The 22,867-nt window shown below is 68.6% G+C and carries 16 protein-coding genes; all 16 read left to right on the top strand.

Annotation, left to right across the window (positions count from 1 at the left end; all coding sequences use genetic code 11):
- Nucleotides 1–53 precede the first annotated feature (53 nt).
- The gene (locus PO883_RS13865) at nucleotides 54–833 is read left to right on the top strand and encodes an inositol monophosphatase family protein (protein WP_167088604.1); all 780 of its coding nucleotides are present in this window, start codon (nucleotides 54–56) and stop codon (nucleotides 831–833) included.
- A 246-nt stretch (nucleotides 834–1,079) separates the two neighbouring features.
- Nucleotides 1,080–2,468: a DEAD/DEAH box helicase gene (locus PO883_RS13860; protein WP_167088534.1), complete on the top strand. Its 1,389-nt coding sequence runs from the start codon at nucleotides 1,080–1,082 to the stop codon at nucleotides 2,466–2,468.
- Nucleotides 2,469–2,607: 139 nt separating this feature from the next.
- Nucleotides 2,608–3,054 (top strand): MarR family winged helix-turn-helix transcriptional regulator, encoded by a 447-nt coding sequence (locus tag PO883_RS13855; RefSeq protein ID WP_289310290.1) that lies wholly within the window; start codon nucleotides 2,608–2,610, stop codon nucleotides 3,052–3,054.
- 5 nt (nucleotides 3,055–3,059) lie between these two features.
- Entirely contained in the window at nucleotides 3,060–4,337 is a 1,278-nt protein-coding gene (locus tag PO883_RS13850; RefSeq protein WP_289310289.1) for an MFS transporter, read from the top strand.
- 142 nt (nucleotides 4,338–4,479) lie between these two features.
- Nucleotides 4,480–5,382 carry a hypothetical protein gene (locus tag PO883_RS13845; protein WP_289310288.1) on the top strand — a complete coding sequence of 301 codons (903 nt, stop codon included), beginning with the start codon at nucleotides 4,480–4,482 and terminating at the stop codon, nucleotides 5,380–5,382.
- A 63-nt stretch (nucleotides 5,383–5,445) separates the two neighbouring features.
- Complete coding sequence (locus tag PO883_RS13840) at nucleotides 5,446–6,489, top strand: DUF4214 domain-containing protein (protein ID WP_289310287.1); 1,044 nt, start codon at nucleotides 5,446–5,448, stop codon at nucleotides 6,487–6,489.
- On the top strand, nucleotides 6,486–8,486 hold the full coding sequence (locus tag PO883_RS13835) for a glycosyltransferase family 2 protein (RefSeq protein ID WP_289310286.1): 2,001 nt from the start codon (nucleotides 6,486–6,488) through the stop codon (nucleotides 8,484–8,486). Before PO883_RS13840 ends, PO883_RS13835 begins: the two co-directional genes overlap by 4 nt.
- Nucleotides 8,487–8,518: 32 nt before the next feature.
- A complete protein-coding gene (locus tag PO883_RS13830; RefSeq protein ID WP_373890066.1) occupies nucleotides 8,519–9,136 on the top strand; it encodes a methyltransferase domain-containing protein in 618 nt (205 codons plus the stop codon).
- The gene (locus PO883_RS13825) at nucleotides 9,133–10,335 is read left to right on the top strand and encodes a glycosyltransferase (RefSeq protein ID WP_289310284.1); all 1,203 of its coding nucleotides are present in this window, start codon (nucleotides 9,133–9,135) and stop codon (nucleotides 10,333–10,335) included. The genes PO883_RS13830 and PO883_RS13825 overlap by 4 nt, the downstream gene beginning before the upstream one ends.
- A gap of 33 nt (nucleotides 10,336–10,368) precedes the next feature.
- Nucleotides 10,369–14,829 (top strand): glycosyltransferase, encoded by a 4,461-nt coding sequence (locus PO883_RS13820; RefSeq protein ID WP_289310283.1) that lies wholly within the window; start codon nucleotides 10,369–10,371, stop codon nucleotides 14,827–14,829.
- Nucleotides 14,826–16,289 (top strand): class I SAM-dependent methyltransferase, encoded by a 1,464-nt coding sequence (locus PO883_RS13815; protein WP_289310282.1) that lies wholly within the window; start codon nucleotides 14,826–14,828, stop codon nucleotides 16,287–16,289. Before PO883_RS13820 ends, PO883_RS13815 begins: the two co-directional genes overlap by 4 nt.
- A complete protein-coding gene (locus PO883_RS13810) occupies nucleotides 16,286–17,668 on the top strand; it encodes a polysaccharide deacetylase family protein (RefSeq protein WP_289310281.1) in 1,383 nt (460 codons plus the stop codon). The genes PO883_RS13815 and PO883_RS13810 overlap by 4 nt, the downstream gene beginning before the upstream one ends.
- Nucleotides 17,656–19,689: a hypothetical protein gene (locus tag PO883_RS13805; RefSeq protein ID WP_289310280.1), complete on the top strand. Its 2,034-nt coding sequence runs from the start codon at nucleotides 17,656–17,658 to the stop codon at nucleotides 19,687–19,689. Before PO883_RS13810 ends, PO883_RS13805 begins: the two co-directional genes overlap by 13 nt.
- Nucleotides 19,686–20,390 carry a hypothetical protein gene (locus PO883_RS13800; RefSeq protein WP_289310279.1) on the top strand — a complete coding sequence of 235 codons (705 nt, stop codon included), beginning with the start codon at nucleotides 19,686–19,688 and terminating at the stop codon, nucleotides 20,388–20,390. Before PO883_RS13805 ends, PO883_RS13800 begins: the two co-directional genes overlap by 4 nt.
- A complete protein-coding gene (locus tag PO883_RS13795; RefSeq protein ID WP_289310278.1) occupies nucleotides 20,387–22,084 on the top strand; it encodes a GSCFA domain-containing protein in 1,698 nt (565 codons plus the stop codon). The genes PO883_RS13800 and PO883_RS13795 overlap by 4 nt, the downstream gene beginning before the upstream one ends.
- Nucleotides 22,078–22,821, top strand: a complete 744-nt coding sequence (locus PO883_RS13790) for a bifunctional 2-polyprenyl-6-hydroxyphenol methylase/3-demethylubiquinol 3-O-methyltransferase UbiG (protein WP_289310277.1) — start codon at nucleotides 22,078–22,080, stop codon at nucleotides 22,819–22,821. The genes PO883_RS13795 and PO883_RS13790 overlap by 7 nt, the downstream gene beginning before the upstream one ends.
- The last annotated feature ends 46 nt before the right edge of the window (nucleotides 22,822–22,867 follow it).

Raw genomic sequence — 22,867 nt, 5'->3', positions numbered from 1 at the left:
AGGGGGCGCCGTGGGCGTTAGCGTTCTTTTAACGGAAGCTCTACATGCACCCAATGCTCAATACGGCGATCAAGGCAGCTCGCCGCGCCGCCACCGTGATCCAGCGCGCGTCTTTCGACGTCGACCGGATCAGTGTTACTGAAAAACAACACAACGATTTCGTCACCGATGTCGACCAGGCGGCCGAACAGGCGATCATCGAAACCTTGCTCAAAGCCTATCCCGACCATGCCATCCTGGCCGAGGAATCGGGTGCATCCGCCAACCTGAACGACGAGAGCGAATTCGCCTGGATCATCGACCCGATCGATGGCACCACCAATTTCATGCACGGCTACCCCAACTATTGCGTTTCGATCGCGCTGGCCCAGCGCGGCATCGTCACGCAAGCCGTGATCTACGACCCCGTGCGCAACGACCTGTACACCGCCAGCAAGGGCGCCGGCGCCTACCTGAACGACAAGCGTATCCGCGTCACCAAGCACGACCGCCTGGCCAACACCCTGCTGTGCTCGGGTCACGCCGCCGGTCCGCGCGCCTTGGCCGAATACATGAAGATGTACGGCGTCGTCGCCGAACGTTGCCAGGCCGTGCGCAGCGCCGGTTCGGCCGCGCTGGAACTGGCCAACGTGGCCGCCGGCCGCAGCGACGGCTTCTACGAAAAAGGCTTGAAAGCCTGGGATATCGCCGCCGGCTCGCTGCTGGTGACGGAAGCGGGCGGCATCGTCGGCGAGTTCAACGGCGAGTCCGCCTACCTGCACAAGGGCGACATCATCGCCGCCAGCCCCAAGGTGTTCGGCCAGATGGTCACGCTGTTGGCGCCTTTCGCGTAAAATACGCCACTAAGCTGTTCAGGAGGTCTAGTCCGGCCTCCACTTTCCCTCCGCCAGGCTTAACAAGCCGCACGTGAAATTTCCACAGCGAAACTGATTTCTGTTAAATTTAGCCTCGCTGTGTATGCTGCAATGTCGGGTGGCACCGTTTCCAGTGCCTTTGCCACCACGATTTTCTAATATTGATTGCCTGCGACTGGCGCTTTCTGCAATGAGCGACGGGCCGATCTCCACCATAAAGTTATCATGTCATTTTCTAAACTCGGCCTGTCCGATGCTATCGTTCGTGCCGTAACCGAACACGGTTACACCGTCCCGACCCCGATCCAGACCCAGGCGATCCCCGCCGTGCTGAACGGCGGCGACCTGCTGGCGGGCGCACAGACGGGCACCGGCAAGACCGCCGGTTTTACCCTGCCGATCCTGAACCGCCTGTCGACCGACGCGGTCGGCGCGGCATTGAGCAGCAAAACCTCGACCCGCTCGGTACGCGCGCTGATCCTGACCCCGACCCGCGAACTGGCGGCCCAGGTCGAGGAAAGCGTGCGCGTGTACGGCAAGTACACCCAGCTCAATTCCGCCGTGATTTTCGGTGGCGTCGGCATCAATCCGCAGATCAAGCAGCTCAAGCACGGCGTCGACATCCTGGTAGCCACCCCGGGCCGCCTGCTGGACCACATGGAACAGCGCACGGTCGACCTGTCGAAGGTCGAAATCCTGATCCTGGACGAAGCCGACCGCATGCTCGACATGGGTTTCATCCGCGACATCAAGAAAGTGCTGGCGGCCCTGCCGGCCAAGCGCCAGAACCTGCTGTTCTCGGCCACCTTCTCGGAAGAGATCAAGGCCCTGGCCGATGGCTTGCTGAACAAGCCGGCCATGATCGAAGTGGCGCGCCGCAATTCGACGGTCGAAGTCATCGCCCAGAAGATCCACCCGGTCGACCGCGACAAGAAGCATCCGATGCTGTCGCACCTGATCAAGTCGAACAAATGGACCCAGGTGCTGGTATTTACCCGCACCAAGCACGGCGCCAACAAGCTGGTCGAACAGCTCGGCGCCGACGGCATCGGCGCCATGGCGATCCACGGCAACAAGAGCCAGTCGGCACGCACCAAGGCCTTGTCGGAATTCAAGGATGGCGCCCTGCAAGTGCTGGTTGCCACCGACATCGCCGCGCGCGGGATCGATATCGACCAGTTGCCGCACGTGGTCAACTACGATCTGCCGAACATTCCTGAAGACTATGTGCACCGCATCGGCCGTACCGGCCGCGCCGGCGCCACCGGCGAAGCCGTGTCGCTGGTCTGCGTGGACGAGCACGACATGCTCAAGGATATCGAGAAGCTGATCAAGCAGACCCTGCCGCGTCAGATTATCGCCGGTTTCGAGCCGGACCCGAACGCGCGCGCACAGCCTGTGCAACTGCGTAGCGGCGCGCCTGGCCATGGCGGCCGCGGTGGCCGTTCCGGTGGCGGCCAGGTGGTCAAGGTCGGCGGCGGCGGTGGCCGTGCTCCGGCCAAGCCACGCAGCGCCGGTGGTGGCGGTGGTGGCGGCGGTGGCGGTGGTGGTACGGCTGGCGCGCGCGGTCCGCGTCCGGCGGCACCGCACCGTTCGGGCGGCCGCGGCCGCTAAGCAGGTCCGGCTCACGCCTTGACGCGTGGCCACCGCTTCGCCCATCCGCAAGGATGGGCGAAATACGTGGCCACGCGTTTTAAAAGCAGATATACTTGCGCACTCAAACATCTATACCGTATTTATAAAGGATAGCGCAATGACCGAATTGCATTCCCACGCCGAACTCTGCCTGCGCATGGCGCGCGCCAACGCGGCCCTGCTGCGCCGCTTCGACAACTCGCTGGGCGGGCATCACGGCATCAGCTTTTCCGACTTCCAGATCCTCAACCACCTGAGCCGCGCGCCGGGCGGACGCCTGCGCCGGGTCGACCTGGCCGAGCGCCTGGGACTGACCGCCTCCGGCATCACGCGCAGCTTGCTGCCGCTGGAGAAAATCGGCCTGGTCACGCGCGAAGCCGACCCGCGCGACGCCCGCGTCGGCTTTGCCGTCATCACCGCGACCGGCAAGGAACTGGCGCTCAACGCCAGCGACGTCGTCGACCTGATCAGCCGGGAAGCGCTGCGCCCCTTTGCGCCGGACCAGCTCGAAGCGATGTCGGCCATCCTGGGCCAGATCGCCGGCATTAACCTGAGCAATAGCTAAGCGCCATGGAGAATCAACAACAAGCAAGCGGCGCCCTGCTGCGCCAGCCGGATTTCCGCTGGATGATGAGCGGCGCCATCATCACCGCCCTGGGTGACCAGTTCACCATGATCGCCCTGCCCTGGCTGGTGCTGGTGAGCACCGGCGACCCGCTCAAGATGGGCCTGGTGATCGCGCTGATGAGCGTGCCGCGCGCGATCTTCATCCTGCTCGGCGGCGCCCTGGTCGACCGCTATTCGCCCAAGTCGATGCTGATGATCAGCAAATACGTCAATACCGTGCTGCTGGCGCTGCTGGCGGCGCTGGTCTTGGCCGGCTACGCCAGCCTGCCGGTGATCAGCGTGCTGGCGCTGGCGATCGGCTTCGCCTCGGCCTTCAGCATCCCGGCCGGCACCTCGATGCTGCCGAACGTGGTGGCACCGGCCCAGCTGGCGCAGGCCAACGGCATCATGATGGGCGTGCGCCAGGTCAGCATGCTGGCCGGACCGCTGCTGGCCGGCCTGCTGATCGCGCTGTTCGGCGATGGCGGCGGCGCGGCGGGCAGCGCGGCCGGCATCGGCGCCGCGTTCGCCATCGACAGCGCCAGCTTTTTGTTGTCGGCCTGGACCCTGTCCAAGGTCAGGCTCCCGCATGCGCAGCCGAAGGCGGCAGCGGAGCCGGTCCTGCGCGCGGTCGGGGCCGGCGTCACCATGGTCTGGCACGACACCGCGCTGCGCACCTGCATGCTGTACTGGGGCTTGTGCGCGTTCGTGGTGGGCGGCACCATGCAGGTGGCGCTGCCGGTCCTGGCCAGCAGCGTGCTGCACGGGGCGTCGGCACTGGGCCTGATCATGGGCGTGCACGGCGCCGGCAGCCTGGCCGGGATGGCGCTCACTGGCGTGCTGGGCAAATTCCGGGTGCGCAATTTCGGCACCACCGTGCTGCTGGTGGACGTGCTGGTCGGCCTGCTCCTCATTCCGCTGGGCCTGGTGGCGGCGAGCTGGCAAGCGGCCGGGCTGATGCTGGTGATCGGCGTGCTCGGTGGATACATGCAGGTGGCCGTGTTCAGCTGGCTGCAGCAGCGCGTGCCGCGCGCCATGCTGGGGCGGGCGATGAGCATCTTCATGTTCATCTTCATGGGCGTGGCGCCGCTGTCTGCCGCACTCACGGGATGGCTGCTGCAATGGGTGTCGCTGGCGCAACTGTTCGGCGGAGCCGGCTTGTTCCTGATGAGTACGGCACTACTGGCCTGGCTGCTCACGCCGATGGGGAGCGTGTCCGACAGCCCGCCGGCGCAAGCCTGAAACGGCTGGCCTAGCATTACCTTCATTTTTACAACACTATAAATAAAAAGAGGCAGACTCAATCGCGCTTACATGCTTTGCGTTATAGTTTTTAGACACGAAATTTAACCGTACTATTATTTTTGTGTCTGATACCTGCGCTATGGAAATTACCGGTTCCACCGTCACACTCCAGCCTGGCATGTACATCCTGCGCCATCCGACCCGGAACGCGGCCGCGCTGAGCATCGCGCGCGCCCCCGGCACTGCCGCCACGCAGGGGACCATGGAGCTGCTCAGCACAGCGGGAACCCACGGCAGCGTGCTGCGCGACGGCGCCGACTGTATCGTACTGCACATCAGCGACGCGCCCGTCACCTTGCTGGTCAGCGCCTTCCTGGAAAACAAACACTCCCCCGTTCCGGCACTGCGTGTCGACCAGATCGCGCTTGACCGCGCGCCCGTGCCGCCCCCCATGCGGGTCCCCGCCGCGCTGTCCACGCCGGCCGGCGCCCACGCCGCGCCGATTCCCATCAGCGCCCAGGGCATGACCCTCATCGGTCACATCGAGCGCAACGGCGACATCATGGCCGCCCCCGGCACCCTGCTCGGCGACCCCGACAGCCTGCTGCGGCTGGAAGGCTTCCAGGTCATGTGGCCCGACCGCCCGCCCGGCGTCGACCTCGCGTACAGCATTGCGGTCGAAGGCGGCGGCGTGCTGCCCATCGTCAAGAGCGGCAAATTCTGCGGCACCCGCAACGAGGCCAGGCGCATCATCGAAGTGAGCTTCGCCCTGATCGGACCGGCCGCCAGCGGCTGGCGCCTGGAGGGAACAGCGCACTTCAGTGGTGGCTACCAGGCGCCGGTGCACTCGGCCGTGCCGCTCAGCGGTCCCTCGGGGCTCGAGCACCTGACCGCGATCACCCTGCAGGCGCACCCCGCCGAGGTGTCGGCCAGCGAGCGCAATCCCTGGCTGGAATCGGCCACCACCAAAGTTTTCAAGGCGACAGCTGCGCAAGGCGAGCGGGTGCAGTCGGTCGACAGAGCTGAAGAGCTTGCTTCATGAACCACGTTTCGTAGCCAGTTACGATCGCGGCGGCACGTCTTAACGACCAGAGGAGAACATCTAATGTATCAACTATCAAACAGTGCGACCACCACGACCCTGATGAACCTGAATTCGACGCTGTTTACGCAGGGAACGATCGACCGCATCCTGGCATTGACAGCCTCGGTCGACAAATCGGTGTCCTTCGATACGGTAACGCCCGATACGAACGGCAAGCTTCCCGTTACCGAGACCACCGAGATACTGCTGGTGGCGTCCTCCGACACCGCCCAGACCACCATCGTCAGCGGCCCCAGCGCGCCGGTCACTATCTTCCAGGGCAAGGGCGGGATCAACGCGCGCTTCGAGGATACGCGCCCGACCGACCTGCCCTACACGGTCACTGAACGGATCGTGGTCGGCAGCACCGGCAACGACAAGTTCGTCATCGCCGACGACCGCAACACCCAGCTGACCCTGGGCACCGGCAATAGCATGGCGTCGAGCATCGGCACCAGCTACGACACCATCGTCGCCGGCCTGGGCAACAGCACCATTGTCGGCGGCACTTCCGGCAATGCGATCGTCCAGCTCAAGGGCAACGCGTCCGACTACAAGGTCACGATCCAGGATGGCCATGCCATCGTCACCAACCTCGGCACGCTCAAGACCACCGACATCAGCAAGATGCAGTTCGTCCAGCTCGACGGCAACCAGGCACTGGTGTTTGCCAACGATGCCAAGGAGGCCAGCGTGAGCACCCTGTACTCGGCCGCGCTGGGACGCTTGCCGGACGCCAAGGGCCTCGAATTCTGGATGGATGCGGTACGCTCCGGCGTTTCCCTGGAAAGCATCGCGCAAGGCTTCCTCGATTCGGCCGAGTACAAGGCCAAGCCGCAACTGACCGATCAGCAATTCCTCGACGGCCTGTACCTGAAAACCTTCAACCGCACGCCCGATGCCGAGGGCCTGGCCTATTGGACCAATGTGCTCGACAGCGGCATCTCGCGCGCCTCGGTGCTGGCCGGCTTCATTTCCGTGGCCGGTAACAGTCTCGATGGCACCGGCAACTATATCGAGCCGGTCGTGGTCGGTACTGTCACCGTCGTTCATAACATTATTTGAACGCGACCGCTGCCGTCCAGGGCACGCCGCCTGCGGCAGCCTGGAGCGCGTCGCGCCTGCGCGAGGATTTCCTGCTCGCGCAGGCGGTCGACGCACTCCAGGACGGCTGGCCGGCCGACGCCCTGCTGGCCGCCGAAGCGGCTTGCCGCCGCCACGCCGAGGCCGCCATTCCGGCGCTGCTGCGCGCCACCATCCTGCAAGCGTCCCGTTCGGCCTTGAGCAGCGCGGCCTGGTACCACGCCTGGCGCCGCGATCCGCAAGATGCACGGCTCCAGGATTTACTGGTCCAGGATTGGCTCGCCCACGGCGCCAGCGCCCGCATCGCGGCACTGGCGCCGGCGCTGCTGCCGGCCCGCTGCCGCGCCGCCAGCCACGCCAGTTTGCTGCCCAGCCTGCGCCAAGCCGCCTGCCTGCCGGCCGGGGCCTGCTGGCGCGCCGGCTCCGCCATCGAAGGCATGCTGTTCGAGGCGCACGCGGCCGCGCCTGCCCAGCTCTGCCTGCGCGACGAACTGAGCCAGCAAAACTATGACGTGCGCCTGCCGCCGGGCGCGCCCGGCGCGCACTTTTCCTTCATCCCGCCGCACCCGGACGGGGTCTGGTCGCTGGCCCTGGCCGGCGCCACCGCCGCCCTGCCCGGCTCACCCCTGGTGTTTGCCGTGCCGCGCGCAGCGTCCGCCGCAGCCGCCGCGCCGCCCGCCACCACCGCGCTGGGCGTGCTCATTCCAGTCTACAGCGGCCTGGCGCAAGTGCAGGCCTGCATCGCCAGCGTCCTGGCCAGCCTGCCCGCCAACCGCGCCGGCGCCACCGTCCTGGTGATCGACGACGCCAGCCCCGAGCCGGCGCTGGCGGCCTGGCTCGACACACAATGTGCCGCCGGACGGATCGGCCTGCTGCGCAACCGCTACAACCTGGGTTTCGTGGAAAGCGTCAACTGCGGCCTGCGCCAGTTGCCGGGCCACGATGTGCTCCTGCTCAATGCCGACACCCTGGTCCACGGCGACTGGCTGGACCGCCTGCGCGCCGCCCTCTACCGGGCCGACGATATCGCGGCCGTGGCCCCGTGGTCGAATAATGGCGAAATCAGCAGCTTTCCCAGCATCGCCAGGGCCGCCCCGGCACCGGACGCGGCCGGCCTGGCCCGCCTCGACGATCAGGCCAGTGCCCTGCACCGCGCCGGCGCCTGCGCCGACGTCGACGTGCCGGCCTGCTGCGGCTTCGCCATGCTGATGCGCGCCAGCGTGCTCGCCGCGATCGGCGGACTGGACGGCAACGCCATCGAACGCGGCTATGGCGAGGAAGTCGACTGGTGCCTGCGCGCGGCCGCCGCCGGCTACCGCCACCGGATCGCCACCGGCGTCTATGTGGCGCATGCCGGCGGGGTCTCGTTCGGCGACGAAAAACACTTGCGGGTGCGCCAGAACCGCGCCGTGCTGATGGCGCGCTATCCGCACTACTACAGCGTCTACCAGCGCTTCCTGCAAGACGATCCGCTGGCCGCCGCGCGCGCCTGCCTGGCCGCCGCGCTGCCGCCCGCGGCGGCTGCCATCGAGGCGCCGCCCGCGCCGCTGCCGCCGTCGCTGGCCTCTTCCTGCACCCGCATCGCGGTCCTCGGCCACTGCGCCGCGGGAGCGCTGGCGGCTGGCGTGCTGGCCCTGGCGCGCCTGGTCGCCGCGCGCACCGACCTGGCCCTGCGCCTGCTGGTGATCGGCGAAGTCAGCGAAACGCTGTGGCGCACCGGCGTGGTCGACGTGGTCGCGCCCGCCAGCGGGGCAAGCTTGCTCAGCGACAGCGACTTGATCGGCCTGAGCGGCTGCATCGTGCTGCTCGCCGCCGACCCGGCCCAGGCCCGCATCGCCATCGCCACCGAGCGCCTGGACCCTGGCTTCGATGCCGGCAGCTGGTTTTCCGCCTTGCTCGCGCGGGCCCACGTGGCCCCGCGCGCGGCCCTGGCGCCTCTCCATTTTGCCAACCCGGGCAGCACGGGGGCGCGATCATAGCGCAGCCGGGCGACAGCGGCGTCGCGCGCCGCCTGTCCGACGACGGCGCCGCCGCGCGCCCGCGCCAGCTGCTGCACGTCGGCTGCGGCGCGCGCGGCAACCGCGACTTGCCGGCCTGCCTGCGCGGCCCCGCCTGGCGCGAAATCCGGCTCGACATCGACCCCGCGGTCGAACCGGACATCGTGGCCAGCATCAGCGACCTGCACATGGTGGCCGACGCCAGCATCGATGCCATTTTTTCCTCGCACAACCTGGAGCACCTGGACGCCTTCGCGGTGCCGCGCGCCCTGGCCGAATTCCACCGCGTGCTGCGCGCGGACGGCTACGCCCTGATCACCCTGCCCGACCTGCGCGCCATCGCCCTGCACATCGCCGCCGACCAGCTCGACGCGCCGCTGTACCAGTCGCCCGCCGGTCCGATCAGGCCGCTGGACATGCTGTTCGGCCACCAGGGGGCGCTGGCCGCCGGCCACCAGCACATGGCGCACCGCACCGGCTTTACCGCCAGCACCCTGGGGCGCAGCCTGCTGGCGGCCGGCTTCCACGAGGTGCGCGTGCACGAAGGCCGGCACTGGGACTTGTGGGCCCTGGCCAGCATGCCCGCCACCGGCGCCGCCGTGTGGGACGAGCTGGCGCAGGTGATGCAATGAAGATCCTGTTCATCCATCAGAATTTCCCGGCCCAGTTCCTGCACCTGGCGGGCGACCTGGCGCGGCGCGGGCATCAGGTGGTGGCGCTGTGCCGCAACGCGCGCGCCGCGCCCGACGGGGTCACGCTGCGTCCCTACCAGCTGCTGCGCCCGGCGATGCCCGAGATCCATCCGCTGCTGGCCGAACAGGAAAGCCAGGTGCGCCACGCCGAAGCCTGCGCCGCCGCCGCCATGCAGCTGCAGCGCGAAGGCTTCACGCCCGAGATCGTGCTGGCCCATCCGGGCTGGGGCGAGGCGCTGTTCATCAAGGATGTGTTCCCGGACGCCAAACTGCTGATGTATTGCGAATACTATTACGCGCTCGAAGGCCAGGATGTCGGCTTCGATCCCGGGCTGCCCCCGCTCAGCATGCCCGAGCGCTGGCGCCTGCGCTTGCGCAACAGCACCAATCTGCTGAGCATGGAACTGGCCGACGCCGCCATCGCGCCCACCCGCTGGCAGCGCGACACCTATCCGGCCTGGGCGCGCGACAAGATCAGCGTCATTCATGACGGCATCGACAGCGAGCGGCTGCGCTTCAACCCGCAGGCGCGCCTGGCCTTGCCGGGCGTGGCCAGAACGTTCGCGCCGGGCGCTGAAGTGATCAGCTTCGTGGCGCGCAACCTGGAACCGATGCGCGGCTTCGATGTGTTCATGCGCGCGCTGCCGGACGTGCTGCGCCGCCGTCCGGACGCGCACGCGATCGTGGTCGGCGGGGACGAGGTCGGCTACGGCTATCCCGCTCCGGGCGGGCGCAGCTGGAAAGAGCACATGCTGGCCGAGGTCGGCGCGCAGCTGGACCTGTCGCGCGTGCATTTCGCCGGCCAGCTGGCGCCCGGCGAATACCTCGACCTGCTCAGCATCAGCCGCGTGCACGCCTACTGGAGCGCGCCCTTCGTGCTGTCCTGGTCGTTCCTGGAGGCGGCCCTGAGCGGCGTGCCGGTGCTGGCCTCGGCCACCGCGCCGGTGCTCGAATTCGCCGCCGCCCTGGGCGTCGCCTGCGTGCCGTTTTTCGATGCCGCCGCCTGGGCCGATGCCATCGCCCTGCGCTGCGCGGCCGGCGCCCAGCCGCGCCAGGCGCCGCCGCCGCTGCCGGAACTGGTGCTGGAGACCTGCCTGGCGCGCCAGCGCCAGTGGCTGGCCGCGGCGCTGGCGACATGAAACCCCGTTTTTCTTACCGCACCTGGAGAACGCATGGACCTGCATGACAATGCCCCTGAGAGCCACGCCGACGCCGCGCTCGGCGCCGCGGACGACGCCCCTGCGCGCCTGATTCGCGGGCGCATCGAGCGCGTCGACGCCTCCGGCGTGAGCGGCTGGTGCGTCGACCTCAATTGCCCGCAAGAGCAGCTGGCGCTCGAATTTCGCGCCGGCGGCAGGCCGGTCGGCTTTACCACCTGCGGCGTGTGGCGCGACGACCTGGTTGCCGAGGGCATCGACCCGCGCTGCATCGGCTTTCACTGGCCGCTGCCGCGCCACCTGCCGCAGCTGGCGCTCGACACGCTCGAAGCCTGGGTCTTCGAAACCCCGGTCCGGCTCGAGCGCGCGCCGGAGCACGGCGCGCACCTGGCGCGCGCAGCAGCGCCGGCCGGCGCCGCGCGCCACGCGCTTGCCATCGTCATCGAGCGGGTCGAGTCGTGCGGCATCGCAGGGGTGCTGCGCGGCGCCGATCCGGCGTGCGCCGTGGCGCTCGAACTGCATGCCGACGGCGTGCTGGTGGCCACCAGCACGGCCAGCGCGCCCAGCCACGCCTTCGTGCTGGCGCTGCCGGACCTGCTGTTCGACGGCCAGCCGCACCGGCTGCTGGTGCGCGCGCCCGAACTCGAGGCCGAACTGGCCCTGACGCCGGCGCAAAGCCTGTTCCAGGCCTACCAGGGCGGCAGCTGGCACACCCGCAACGGCATCCTGTACGGCTGGATCGATCCGCAGCGCTTGCCCGGCGGCGCGGCCGAACTGCGGGTCGACGACGGCGCCCGCAGCCTGGGCAAGATGCCGGTCGACGCCGCGACACTGGTCAACGGCGCCTTCAGCTTCAAGTTCGAGATGCCGTTCAGCGTCTACGATGGTGCCCGCCACGAAATCGCCATCAACCTGGAAGGCACGCGCTACCGCCTGTGCACCCAGGGCGGCGCGCTCTCGCTGGCCTGGTGCAACAGCGTGATCGGCCGGGTCGACCTGGTCGACACCAACGGCATCTGCGGCTGGGCGCTCGACACCACCGACAGCGGCGCGGTCCTGACGGTCGGCCTGTACCAGGGCGAGCAATTGCTGGCCCAGACCACGACCCAGATGGCGCGCAGCGATGTCAACAAGCTGTTCAAGTGCGAAGGCCGGCATGGCTTCGAGCTGCTGTTCCCGGCCGCGCTGTACGACCGCCAGGCGCGCCAGATCGCGGTGCGCGTGAACGGCATGCCGCTCAATGTGCGCATCGAACACGACGTGCCGCTGCTGCTCAGCGAGCAGCAGCTGGCCCAGATCGCGCCCGCCGAGCGCTACCAGGGCTATGTCGAGCAGCTCACCACCGGCGCCATCATGGGCTGGGCCTGGGACCGCAAGAACCCCGCGCTGCCGGTGCATGTGGCGGTCTACGTGGATGACCAATTGCTGGATGTGGTACAGGCCAACCGCTTCAATGCCCGCCTGCGCGCCGACAACCGCCACGGCCATCATGTGTTCCTGCTCAAGTTCCCCACGCGCCTGATGAATGGCAGCAAGCGCCGCATCCGCGCCGTGATCGTCGAAGGCAATCTCGAGATCAAGCAAAACGACGATACCCTGCTATTCCCCCTGGTCGACCATGGCGGACTCCAGATCCGGCCCCTGCCGGACGGCCACTATACCCATAGCGTGCCGCCCCGGCTGTGGCAAGGCGGGCGTCCGCGCGTCCCGGCCGTCGCCGCCGAATCGGCCGCGCCGCTGATCTCCATCATCGTGCTGAACTGGAACGGCGCCACCATCCTGCGCGACTACCTGGACTCGATGCTGCGCATCGACTGGCTGCATTCCTACGAACTGCTGCTGGTCGACCATGGCTCGACCGACGCCAGCCTGCAGGTGGCGGCCGAGTACGCCGCGCGCCTGCCCTTGCGGGTGCTGGCGCGCGGCGTGAATTTTTCATTTTCGGCATCCAACAATTACGCCGCGGCGCAGGCGCGCGGACGCTACCTGGTGTTCGCCAACAACGACCTGGTCATGCTGCACGACTGCCTCGCGCCCATGCGCGCCCACCTCGACGACGAGCGGGTCGGCGCGGTCGGCCTGAAACTGCTCGAGCCGCTCGTCAACGGCGCCGACGCGTGGCGCTTCATCACCCATCACCAGGGCGTGCAGTTCAAGACCGACAGCCTGCCCGGCAAGGGCGGGCGCTACTACGCACCGATGGAAGTGGGCGAGCAGCCGCACGCCGACCTGGCCGGGTGCTACGACCTGCCGGTGGCCACCGGCGCGCTGCTGATGTGCCGCAGCGAGGATTTCCACGCCGTCGGCGGTTTCCACGAAGGCTATGTGTACGGCATGGAAGACGTGGACCTGTGCCTGGCGCTGCGCCTCAAGCTCGGCAAGGCGATCTTGTGCGATACCGCCGCGCTGGCGCTGCACAACCGCAGCGCCACGCGCGACGCCAAGATCCTGGCCGGCAGCCAGCAGAAAGTGTACTCGGCCAAGGTGCACGCCAACAACCGCAGGCTGTATATCGAGCGCTACGGGCGCGACCTGACCCGCACCATCCTGCGTGCCCTGGTCGAGGGCGACAGCATGTGGCGGCCGGCGCCGCTGCGCGTGACCATCGCCGTCACCGCCACCGACATCAGCACCGCGGCCGGCGACTTTTTCACCGCGCTCGAATTCGGCGAAGCCCTGCACCGCCTGTACGGCTGGGAGGTGATGTTCGTCAACAACCAGGTACACCAGCTGCCCGGCACCGACGTGGTCATCGCCATGCGCCACGATTACGCCATCGACAAGATCAGCGAAGCCAATCCCGGCCTGGTGACGGTGGCCTGGGTGCGCAACCGGGTCGACCAATGGCTGGGCGCGCCGCAGTTCCAGGCTTACCAGCTGATCTTCGCCTCCTCGCACAAGGCGATCGAGCACATCAAGGCCGCCACCGGCATCGAGGCCACCCTGCTGCCGATCGCCGCCAACGCGGCGCGCTTCCGGCCCATGCCGGCCGCTGCCGAACACGCCAGCGACGTCACCTTCACCGGCAGCTATTGGGGGGCCGAGCGCGAAGCGATCGGCTTGCAGGACCTGGCGCGCGAACCCTACCGCTTCGCCATCTACGGCCACGGCTGGCAAGACCGGCCCGACTGGAAAGCGAACTGGCGCGGCGCCGTACCCTACGCCGCCCTGCCGCAGATCTACAACTCGGCCAAGATCGTGCTCGACGATTCGCACCCGGTCACGCGCGAATGGCACTCGCTCAATTCGCGCGTGTTCGACGCCATCGCCAGCGGCAAGCTGGTGCTGACCAATTGCAGCGGCGGCGCGGCCGAACTGTTTCCGGACCTGCTGCCCAGTTTCGAGACCGACCAGCAATTGCAAGCCTTGCTGCGCCACTTCCTGCGCCACGACGACGAGCGCGAAGCGCTGGCCGCCAGGCTGCAGCGCGAGGTGCTCGAGAAGCATACCTACGACCAGCGCGCCGCCACCTTCCGCCAGCGCCTGCGCGGCTTGCTCGAGCAGTCGCTGCGCTTTGCCATCAAGATCGGGGTGCCGTCCATGAAGGAGCGCGAACAATGGGGCGACTACCATTTCGCGCTCGGCATCAAGCGCGCCCTGGAACGGCGCGGCCACGTGGCGCGCATCGATATCCTGCCCGACTGGTACGGCGGCCTGTGCGCGTCCGACGAGGTGGTGATCGTGCTGCGCGGCCTGTCCCAGTACCAGCCGCAGCCGACCACGATCAACCTGGCCTGGCTGATCAGCCATCCGGACGAGGTGACGGTGACCGAGCTGCAGCAGTATCACCACGTGTTCGTAGCCTCGGACAGCTTCGCGGCCTGGCTGGGCGAGCGCATGGGCGACCAGGTCAGCCCGCTGCTGCAATGCACCGATCCGGAGCTGTTCTACCCGGAGCGCGATGCCGACCTGGAGGTGCCGGAAGTCATTTTCGTCGGCAATTCGCGCGGGCAGTTGCGTGAAGTCGTGCAGTATGCGCTGGCCGGCGGGGTCGACTTCAAGGTGTATGGCGGCCTGTGGGAAGGCATCCTGCCGCCGCACCAGGTGCCCCAGACCTATATCGCCAACGCGCGCCTGCGGCATTACTATTCGGCGGCCAGGGTGGTGCTCAACGACCACTGGGGCGACATGCGCAGCCAGGGCTTTTTGTCGAACCGCCTGTTCGATGCCGGCGCCTGCGGCGCCGCCATCGTCACCGACGAGATGCAAGCGTGCCGCGCCCTGTTCGGCGATGCGCTACATTACTACAGCACGCCGCAAAACCTGGCCAGCGAAGTGGCCAAAGTGCGGCGCGCCAGGTCCAGGCCGGACAAGGCGGGCCAGCGCTTGCGCGAACTGATCGTGAACCATCATACGTTCCAGCACCGGGTCGACGCCATCCTGCAAGTGCTCGCACGCCTGTCGCCGCAGTTGGCGGCCGGCGCGCAGGCCGGCGCCGCCGCGGTAGTCCATCCATCCACCGGAGTCGAGGCATGAGCGCAGTCCTTTCCCAGATCCCCCCACCGCAGTTGCGCTTCATGGGCGAGAGCGACGCCAGCTTCATGCCGGTGGCCGAGCAATTGAGCGCCACCGTGCTGGAACAGGTGGGCGGGCGCGCTGTCGACCTGCTCGACATCGGCTGCGGCTACGGGCGCCTGGCGTACGGGCTGCGCCAGGCCGGCTTTGGCGGCAGCTACCGCGGCTTCGACATCCTGCGCGAGCATGTCGAGTGGCTCAAGGAACACTTCGCCGCGCCCGGCGATGGCGCGCGCTTCGGCTTCGACTTTGTCAACGTCCACAATGCCCGCTACAACCCGGGCGGCCTGCCCCTGGCCGACGTCGCCCTGCCCTACGCCGACAACAGCTTCGATTGCGTGACCGCGTTTTCCGTATTCACCCACATGGAAGAGGATGACGTGCGCACCTACCTGCGCCGCATTCATCCGCTGGTGCGCGAGAACGGACTCTGGATCGCCACCTTTTTCTCGCTGCCCGACGGCTTTTCGCTGGCCACGCAAAACCCGCAGATGCGCTACCGCCTCAGCGAGCAGGTGTCCGAGCACGCCTTCATCCACAATCCGGCCGAACCGCTGCATGTGATCGCCTACAAGGAAGCGTTCCTGCGCACCCTGTTCGCGCAGGAAGGCTGGGAGCCTGTGGCGCACAAGGGCGGCAGCTGGCTGGGCGACCCGGCCAAGGGCGAGTTCCAGGACCGCTTCGCGCTGCGCAAGCGCGCCGCGCCGGTGGCGCTGGCGGCGCCCCAGCCGGAGATCGCAGCGGCCCCGCCCAGCTGCAATATCTGCGGCAACCAGGCCTTCGTGCCCGGCCCGTCCGGGCGCCTGGCCAGCAGCGGCGCCGCCCCTTGCTGCGCACGCTGCGGGGCGCTGGAACGGCATCGCGTGGTGCGCCAGATCTTCCTGGGCATGCCGATCGGCTATCTCGACTGGCGCCGCGGCCTGCAGCTCAGCCCCGACCCGGCCCAGCATCCGGCCTGGTACCGCAGCTACGAAGTGTCGGTGTATGGGGGCTCCGGCAGCCTCGACATCCAGGCCATCGCGCGGCCCGACGACAGCTACGACTTCATCACGCTCAGTCATGTGCTCGAATGCATTGCCGACGACCTGGCCGCGTTCGACGAACTGCAGCGCGTGCTGGCGCCGCGCGGCCTGCTGCATATCGGCTTCGGCGGCGCCCAGGGACGCGCGCTGAGCGAGGACTTCGAGGCCGACATCGACCAGTACGGCAACCGCCACCGCTACGGGCGCGATGTGTACCAGCGCTTCGGCTGCGCCGCCAAGGGCATGGGCATGCTGGCGGTGCAAGGGACCGATCCCGCCACCGGCGTGCAGGACGTGGCCTGGCTGTTCGTCAACCACGGGCCCGACGTGGCCCTGCTGCGCGGCTTCCTGCTGGCCTGGGACCCGGAGCTGGTCATCCTGGAGCAGGCCCTGCCATGAACCGCGACGCCACGCCCGTGTGCCGCGAGCCCGGCGCGCAGTGCAATCTGTGCGGCGCCGCCATGCCCGACCCGGCCGGCGCCGGCGCGGACCTGGCGCAGCCGGCCTGCCCCGCCTGCGCCAGCAGCGCGCCCCAGCGCGTCATGCGGCGGGTGTTCCAGGCGCTGCCGGCCGGCTTGCTGGCGTGGCGCAGGCACGCGCTGGAAACGGGCCGGCACGGGGTCGATCCGGCCTGGTTCGGCGCAGCGGCGGCGGACGACGCCATGGCCGACTTCATGGCCGTCGAGCGCGACGCGCAGGGCGAGGCCATCGCCGCCGCGCTGGGGCGCCTGACGGCGCGCGGCGTGCTGTATGTGAGCGGCGCCGCCCAGGGCGCCGGCGGCAGTGCCCAGGACTTGCTGGAATCGATGACGGCCTTGCTGGCCACCCAGGGCTTGCCCTGCTCGGTGATCGCCATCGACGCCGCCGACCCCGGCGGCGGCGCGCGCCTGCCGGTCTGGCTGCTGCTGCGCGAGGCGGCGCAGGCCGAACGCTGGCACCAACACCTGGCGGCCTGGCCCGGGGCCGCGCCGATGGCGGCCGGGCCGGTGCCGGACCAGTTCGCGCCGCTGCGGGAAGAACTCACCTACTGGCAGGCCACGCGCTCCGAATGTGCCTTCTGGTGGCGCGACGACGACCTGGTCGACGACAGCGCCGCGCTGCGCCGCCTGGCCGCGCTGTCGCAGCGCCACCAGGCGCCGGTGCTGATGGCGGTGATCCCGGCCCAGGCCGATGCCGCGCTGGCGCAGGTAACGGCCGATGCCATGCCGACCCTGGTCTATTGCCAGCACGGCTGGGACCATGTGAACCATGAAGCGCCCGGCCAGCCCAGCAGCGAATTCGGCCCCGGGCGCGATCCGCAAGCGGCCGAGGCCGACCTGATGCAGGGAGCGGGCCGCCTGCGCGCCCTGTTCGGCGAGCGCTTCCTGGCGGTCATGGTGCCGCCCTGGAACACCCTGGCGCCGGCGCTGGCGGCGCGCCTGCCGGCGCTCGGCCTGCATGGCTTGTCGCAGTATCTGTTCCAGCCGCGCGGCACTGCGGTCGACGGCCTGGTGCGGGTCGACACCCACCTCGACATCGTCGACTGGAGCGCCGGGGCCGGGGTGCGCGAGCCCGGGGCGCTGGTCGAGCGCCTGGTATCGATCCTGCAATTGCGCCGCGCCGGCCAGTTGGGCGAGCCGCTCGGCATCCTCACCCACCACCGCGTGATGGCCGACGGCAGCTGGCGCTTCCTCGAGCAACTGCTGGCCCTGACGGCCGAATTTTCCTGCGTGCGCTGGCTCGACCCGCGCGCCGTGTTCGGCGCCGCAGCCAGCGAAGGAGCGCCATGCGCTGCCTGATCGTCGGCACGGCCAAGAGCGGCACCACGGCGCTGCTGTACGCGGTGGCGCAAGCGATGGGCGGCGACCCCGTGGTGCACATGGAAGACCGTATCAGTGCGCTGCAAGTGTTGCCCGAACACACGGCCGTGAAACTGATTTTCGAGCACGAGAGCGGCCCCGCCATCAGCGCCTTCGGCGCCGGCTTCGACAAGCGCATCCTGCTGGTGCGCGATCCGCGCGATAACCTGATCAGCCGGCTGCTGTACATGGTCGCCAACAACCGGGCCATGCTGGGCGACCAGCCCTGCCTGCGGGTGTTCTGCCAGCTCTTGCAGCGCAAGCAGCAGGTACCGGCCTCGGTATCGCTGCAGCAATTTCCCCCCATGGGCAAGCCCTCGGAATTCCTGGCCTCGTCCTGCGCCCAGATCCAGGCCCTGGCCGCGTTCGCCGCCGGCGCCGGCGCCGACTGGCATATCCTGCGCTACGAAGACCTGGTGGCAGGCCGCCTCGAGGCCCTCGCGGCCTACCTGGGGCTGGCCGTGCAGGCCGGCGCCAGGGTCGACCCGCAGTACCAGCGGGTGGCGCGCACCAAGGGCGCGGGCGACTGGCGCCACTGGTTCAGCGGCGCCGACGTGGCGCTGCTCAGGCCGCTGCTGGCGCCCATGATGGCGGCGCTGGGCTACGCCGACGACTGGCAGCTCGCCCCCGAGCAGCACATCACGCCCGAGCACAGCTGGATGTACTTCGAGCGCCTGGTGCGCGAACGGCGCCAGCACTTCGGCCTGGCGCCGCTGGCGCTGCCGGGGCCCGACCAGCTCCAACCCGGCGCCGTGGTGCGCCTGTCCAAGGGCGACATCATCAACCGCCTGATCCGCCAGTGCGGCTTCAAGTCCTTTTTGGAGTACAACACGTTCGACGGCGTCAGCTTTTACGGCGACATCGTGTGCGACAGCAAGGCCATCGCTTACCAGCCGGAAAACCTGCACTTCGACGCCATGCGCGCGCGCCACCTGCTGCGGGTCACGGCCGGGGCCGACCTGGGCCAGCTGCTGCCCCTGGCAGCGCTGCTGGAGCGCCATGCCGGCCAGCGCTTCGACATCATCTTCTACGATCCGACCCACGAACGGCCCGAGGTCGACCTGAGCTTGCGCGCGCTGTGCGCGCTGCTCACTCCCGGCGGCGTGCTGGTGGTGCACGACTGCAATCCGGAACGCGAAGAACTGACCGTGGTCAAGCGCCGCCACGGCGCCTGGGTCGGCGAAACCTACAAGGCCTTCGCCCTGCTGCGCCAGCATAACCGCGCCAGCACGGTGACCGTGTCCGAGGATTACGGCGTCGGCCTGGTGTGGAACAAGGATCTGGTGCTCGATTACCCGATCGGGGCCGATATCAGCTATGCCCAGTTCGCGGCCCGGCGCGAAGCCTACAATGGCTTGATCAGTTACCAGCAATTCCTGGAACGCAGCGAGCGCGGCGATCTGCCCACCCTGTTCGCCCAGCCGGCGGCGGCGGCGCCGCTGCGCTTCCAGCCCAGGCCGGCGCCACCGGCCAGCCTTGAATGCCAGTTATTCTGGCGCAGGCCGGGCGCCGATTTTTCGGAGGATGACGCGCTCACCCTGGCCCTGCCCGCCGATGGCAGCGTGCAGGCGCTGCACTTCACCTTGCCGCCAGGCGCGGCGCCCGTCGAGCGCCTGCGCTTCGACATGGCCGACGCCGTCGTGGCGGTGCGCATCGAGGCCATCGAGCTGCGCAATCCGGCCGACGCGCTGATGTGGACCTGGGATCCGGCCGCGCATGCGGGCCAGGACTGGCGCAATGTGCGCTTCCACGACACGGGTGCCGAGGGCCTGTTCCAGCTCGCCACCAGCGCCGATCCGCAGTTTTATCCGGCCCTGCCGGCGACCATCCTGGGCCAGCTCGGGCCGGGCTGGCAAGTGCTGGTGGTGATGGCCGCGCAGCCGCCTCTGGTCAGCGCGCTGCTGGCGGCGCTGGCCGGCGCGCCGCCGCGCCAGCGCGATGCCACGCGGGCCTGCGCATGAAAGCCATCCTCGTCATCGGCCACAGCCACATGAATGCCCTGCGCGCCGTGCCGGAGGCGCAGCAGGCCTGCGACTTCATGTCCTTCACCGAGGCCGGGGGCGCCTACCAGCAGCGCGATCCGGCCGAGTTCAAGGCCCTGGCGGCGGGCCCGGCCGACACGGTGGTGTTCATGATGGGCGGCGAAGCCCATATCACCCTGGGCATGCTCAATCCGCCCGAACCCTTCGATTTCTATCTTCCCGAACACACCGGCCTGCCGATGAACCCGGCGGCGCGCCTGCTGCCGGTGGACCTGGTACGCCTGCTCCTGACGCGCCACCTGAAGCCGGACCTCGCCTATCTGGGCCAGCTGAGCGCCGTGTTCAAGGGCCGCCGCCAGCTGCACATCGAGTCGCCGCCGCCGCTGCCAAGCGCGTATATCGAGCGGCATCCGTCCGGATTCGCCGAGCGGGTGCGCGAACGCGGCGTGGCCCCGGTCGCCTTTCGCCACAAGTTCTGGCTCCTGCATTCGGCCATCCTGCGCGACCATTGCAGCGCGCTGGGGATCACTTTCGTCGCACGCCCGGCGGGCACCCAGGACGCCGATGGCTGCCTGGCCACGCCTTACCTGCGCGCAGACCCCACCCATGCGAACGAGGCCTATGGCGCCCTGCTGCTCGCGCAAATCCTCAGCCTGCGCGAAGGCGCGCCATCCCCATGAAAAACACGCCCTACCAAGCCCTGCCCGAGCACTGCTTCTGGCAACGCGCCGTGGCCGGCGTGGCGCGCGAGCAGGTCGATGCGCTGGTGACGGCGCCATTCATGATCGCGCCCGGCGAGCGCATCGTCACCGCCGGCAGCTGTTTCGCGCAACACATCGGACGCCACCTGCGCGCCGCCGGCCTGTCGGTCCTGCAAACCGAAGCGGCCCACGACTGGCTGCACGAAAGCGAGGCGGCCAGCTATGGCTACGGCATCTACAGCGCGCGCTACGGCAATATCTACACCGCGCGCCAGTTGCTGCAGCTATTCCAGCGCGCCCATGGACAGTTCCAGCCCGCCGAGCGGCTGTGGGAGCAAGGCGCGCGCTGCATCGATCCGTTCCGCCCGCGCATCCAGCCCGACGGCTTCGCCACGCGCGAGGAATTCGAGGCCGACCAGCGCCAGCACTTTGGCGCCGTGCGCAGCGCCTTCGCCCAGCTGGACGTGCTCATTTTCACCCTCGGCCTGACCCAGGCGTGGGAAGCGATCGACGACGGCGCCGTGTTCCCGCTCTGCCCCGGCGTGGCGGGCGGCAGCTTCGATGCGCTGCGCCACCGGACCCACAACTTCAGCGTGGCCGAGGTGACCGGCGACATGCTGGCCTTGATCGACCTGCTGCGCGCCGTCAATCCCGGCGCGCGCCTGATCCTGACGCTGTCGCCGGTGCCGCTGGCGGCCGGCGCCGCCGCGGACGAGCACGTGTTAACTGCCAACACCTGGTCGAAATCGGTCTTGCGGGTCGCTTGCGCCGAGATCGTGGCCAGGTGCGAGCGGGTCGCCTACATGCCGTCGTACGAACTGATCACCGGGGCGCATGCGCGCGGCGCCTATTTCGCGGACGATCTGCGCAGCGTGACTGAGGCCGGGGTCAGCCATGTCATGCGGGTGTTTTTCCGCCATTTTATCGGCACCGCCGGCGCACCCGTGGCGCCAGCCGCCCCGGCCGCAGCCGGCGACCTGGAACAGATGGCGCAACTGGTCGCGCTCAATTGCGACGAAGATGCACTCAAGCTGGGCCCTGCGGCGCCCTTGCTCGCGCCGCTGTGCAATCTGTGCGGCGGCGCGGCGTTCGGGCCGGGGCCGGGCGGGCGTCTCGGCAAAGACCAGCTCGGCCCGCACTGCCTGGCCTGCGGTTCGCTGGAGCGGCAGCGGGTCGCCGCGCAGGTGCTGCTTGAACTGGGCCGCGAGCAGCTGGCCGGGCGCCGCGCCCTGCTGGTGGGGACGGAACGGGGCGCCGATGCGCGCTGGTTCGGCCACTGCGATGTGGCGCAGGCGAGCGCGCCCGGGGTGCTGCCGGCGGCCCTGGCCGACTATGCCGACGCCAGCTACGACCTGATCGTGCTGGTGCACGTGCTGGAATACCTCGACGACGACCGCGCCGGCTTCGACCAGCTGCGGCGCCTGCTCTCGCCCACGGGCGTGATGCTGGTGTGCTTCGTCGATCCGCGCGGGCGTCCGTGGACCAGCCTGCATGTGGGCGTGGCCGGCAGCGCGCGCCGCTGGTACGGGCGCGATCTGGCCCAGCACTTTCGCTGCAAGCCGAAAAAACTCAGCGTGACCATGCACGAAGTCGCCGATCCCGGCACCGGCGCGGTGCTGCCGGTGCACCTGTTTGCCGCCGCCACGTCCCCGAAAGCGCCACCCCCATGCTGACACCGGAACAACTGGCCACCACCAAAGACTACATCCTGCGCCGGACCAAGGGTCTGGACCAGGCCCTGCTGCCGCTGGGCGACCCGGCCGGCAAGGACGTGCTGGTCTTTGGCTGCGGCCTGGGCAACGAAATCCTGTGGTGCGCGCGGCGCCAGGCGCGCTCGGCGCTCGGCATCGATCTTGGCAAACCCAGGCAGGAAGCGCTGAACGCCGTCATGGCCGACGAGGGGTATGCCGACTTCCCTTACGCCGTCCATGAGTGCAATGTGCACGACCTGGCGCTCGACCATCCGGGCCGCTACGACCTGATCGTCTCGAACGGCGTGTTCGAACATGTCTCGGACCTCAAGGGCGTGCTCAACGCCATGCGCACCCTGCTGCGCCCGGGCGGGCGGATCGCCATCTATGCCGACGGGCTGTGGTTCTCGGCGATCGGCGGGCATCTGGGCAAATACAACTGGGAGCATTTGTGGATGACGCCCCAGGCCATCAAGGAACAGTTCCCCGAGCGCTGGCACGCCTACATGAATAACCTGAACCGCATGACCGCAGTCGATTTCCTGCAGGCGCTGCGCGATGTCGGCGCCCTGGTGCTGCAATTGCATGCGCGCAGCGATCCCTATCTGCCCAAGCTGGCGCCGCTGATGGCGCTGATCCAGGCGCGCCAGCAAGTCTCGCCGACCGATCTGTCGATCACCTCGATCGGCTGCGAGCTGTGCTTCCTGGAGCATCTCTGAACGCCGGCTTGCGGTACCGGCGGCTTTTCCATCACATCGTGATGCC

Source organism: Massilia sp. DJPM01 (assembly GCF_030348125.1).
Lineage (GTDB): Bacteria > Pseudomonadota > Gammaproteobacteria > Burkholderiales > Burkholderiaceae_D > Telluria_A > Telluria_A frigida.
The sequence above is the reverse complement of the archived record's forward strand: the minus strand, read 5'-3'. Positions and strand labels throughout refer to the sequence as shown.

What these genes read in the sequence shown, in the direction of transcription:
- PO883_RS13850 (WP_289310289.1), top strand. Translation starts at nt 3,060, where the DNA reads ATGGAGAATCAACAACAAGCAAGCGGCGCCCTGCTGCGCCAGCCGGAT.
- PO883_RS13855 (WP_289310290.1), top strand. Translation starts at nt 2,608, where the DNA reads ATGACCGAATTGCATTCCCACGCCGAACTCTGCCTGCGCATGGCGCGC.
- PO883_RS13810 (WP_289310281.1), top strand. Translation starts at nt 16,286, where the DNA reads ATGAACCGCGACGCCACGCCCGTGTGCCGCGAGCCCGGCGCGCAGTGC.
- PO883_RS13790 (WP_289310277.1), top strand. Translation starts at nt 22,078, where the DNA reads ATGCTGACACCGGAACAACTGGCCACCACCAAAGACTACATCCTGCGC.
- PO883_RS13815 (WP_289310282.1), top strand. Translation starts at nt 14,826, where the DNA reads ATGAGCGCAGTCCTTTCCCAGATCCCCCCACCGCAGTTGCGCTTCATG.
- PO883_RS13860 (WP_167088534.1), top strand. Translation starts at nt 1,080, where the DNA reads ATGTCATTTTCTAAACTCGGCCTGTCCGATGCTATCGTTCGTGCCGTA.
- PO883_RS13845 (WP_289310288.1), top strand. Translation starts at nt 4,480, where the DNA reads ATGGAAATTACCGGTTCCACCGTCACACTCCAGCCTGGCATGTACATC.
- PO883_RS13825 (WP_289310284.1), top strand. Translation starts at nt 9,133, where the DNA reads ATGAAGATCCTGTTCATCCATCAGAATTTCCCGGCCCAGTTCCTGCAC.
- PO883_RS13865 (WP_167088604.1), top strand. Translation starts at nt 54, where the DNA reads ATGCTCAATACGGCGATCAAGGCAGCTCGCCGCGCCGCCACCGTGATC.
- PO883_RS13805 (WP_289310280.1), top strand. Translation starts at nt 17,656, where the DNA reads ATGCGCTGCCTGATCGTCGGCACGGCCAAGAGCGGCACCACGGCGCTG.
- PO883_RS13840 (WP_289310287.1), top strand. Translation starts at nt 5,446, where the DNA reads ATGTATCAACTATCAAACAGTGCGACCACCACGACCCTGATGAACCTG.
- PO883_RS13795 (WP_289310278.1), top strand. Translation starts at nt 20,387, where the DNA reads ATGAAAAACACGCCCTACCAAGCCCTGCCCGAGCACTGCTTCTGGCAA.
- PO883_RS13800 (WP_289310279.1), top strand. Translation starts at nt 19,686, where the DNA reads ATGAAAGCCATCCTCGTCATCGGCCACAGCCACATGAATGCCCTGCGC.
- PO883_RS13820 (WP_289310283.1), top strand. Translation starts at nt 10,369, where the DNA reads ATGGACCTGCATGACAATGCCCCTGAGAGCCACGCCGACGCCGCGCTC.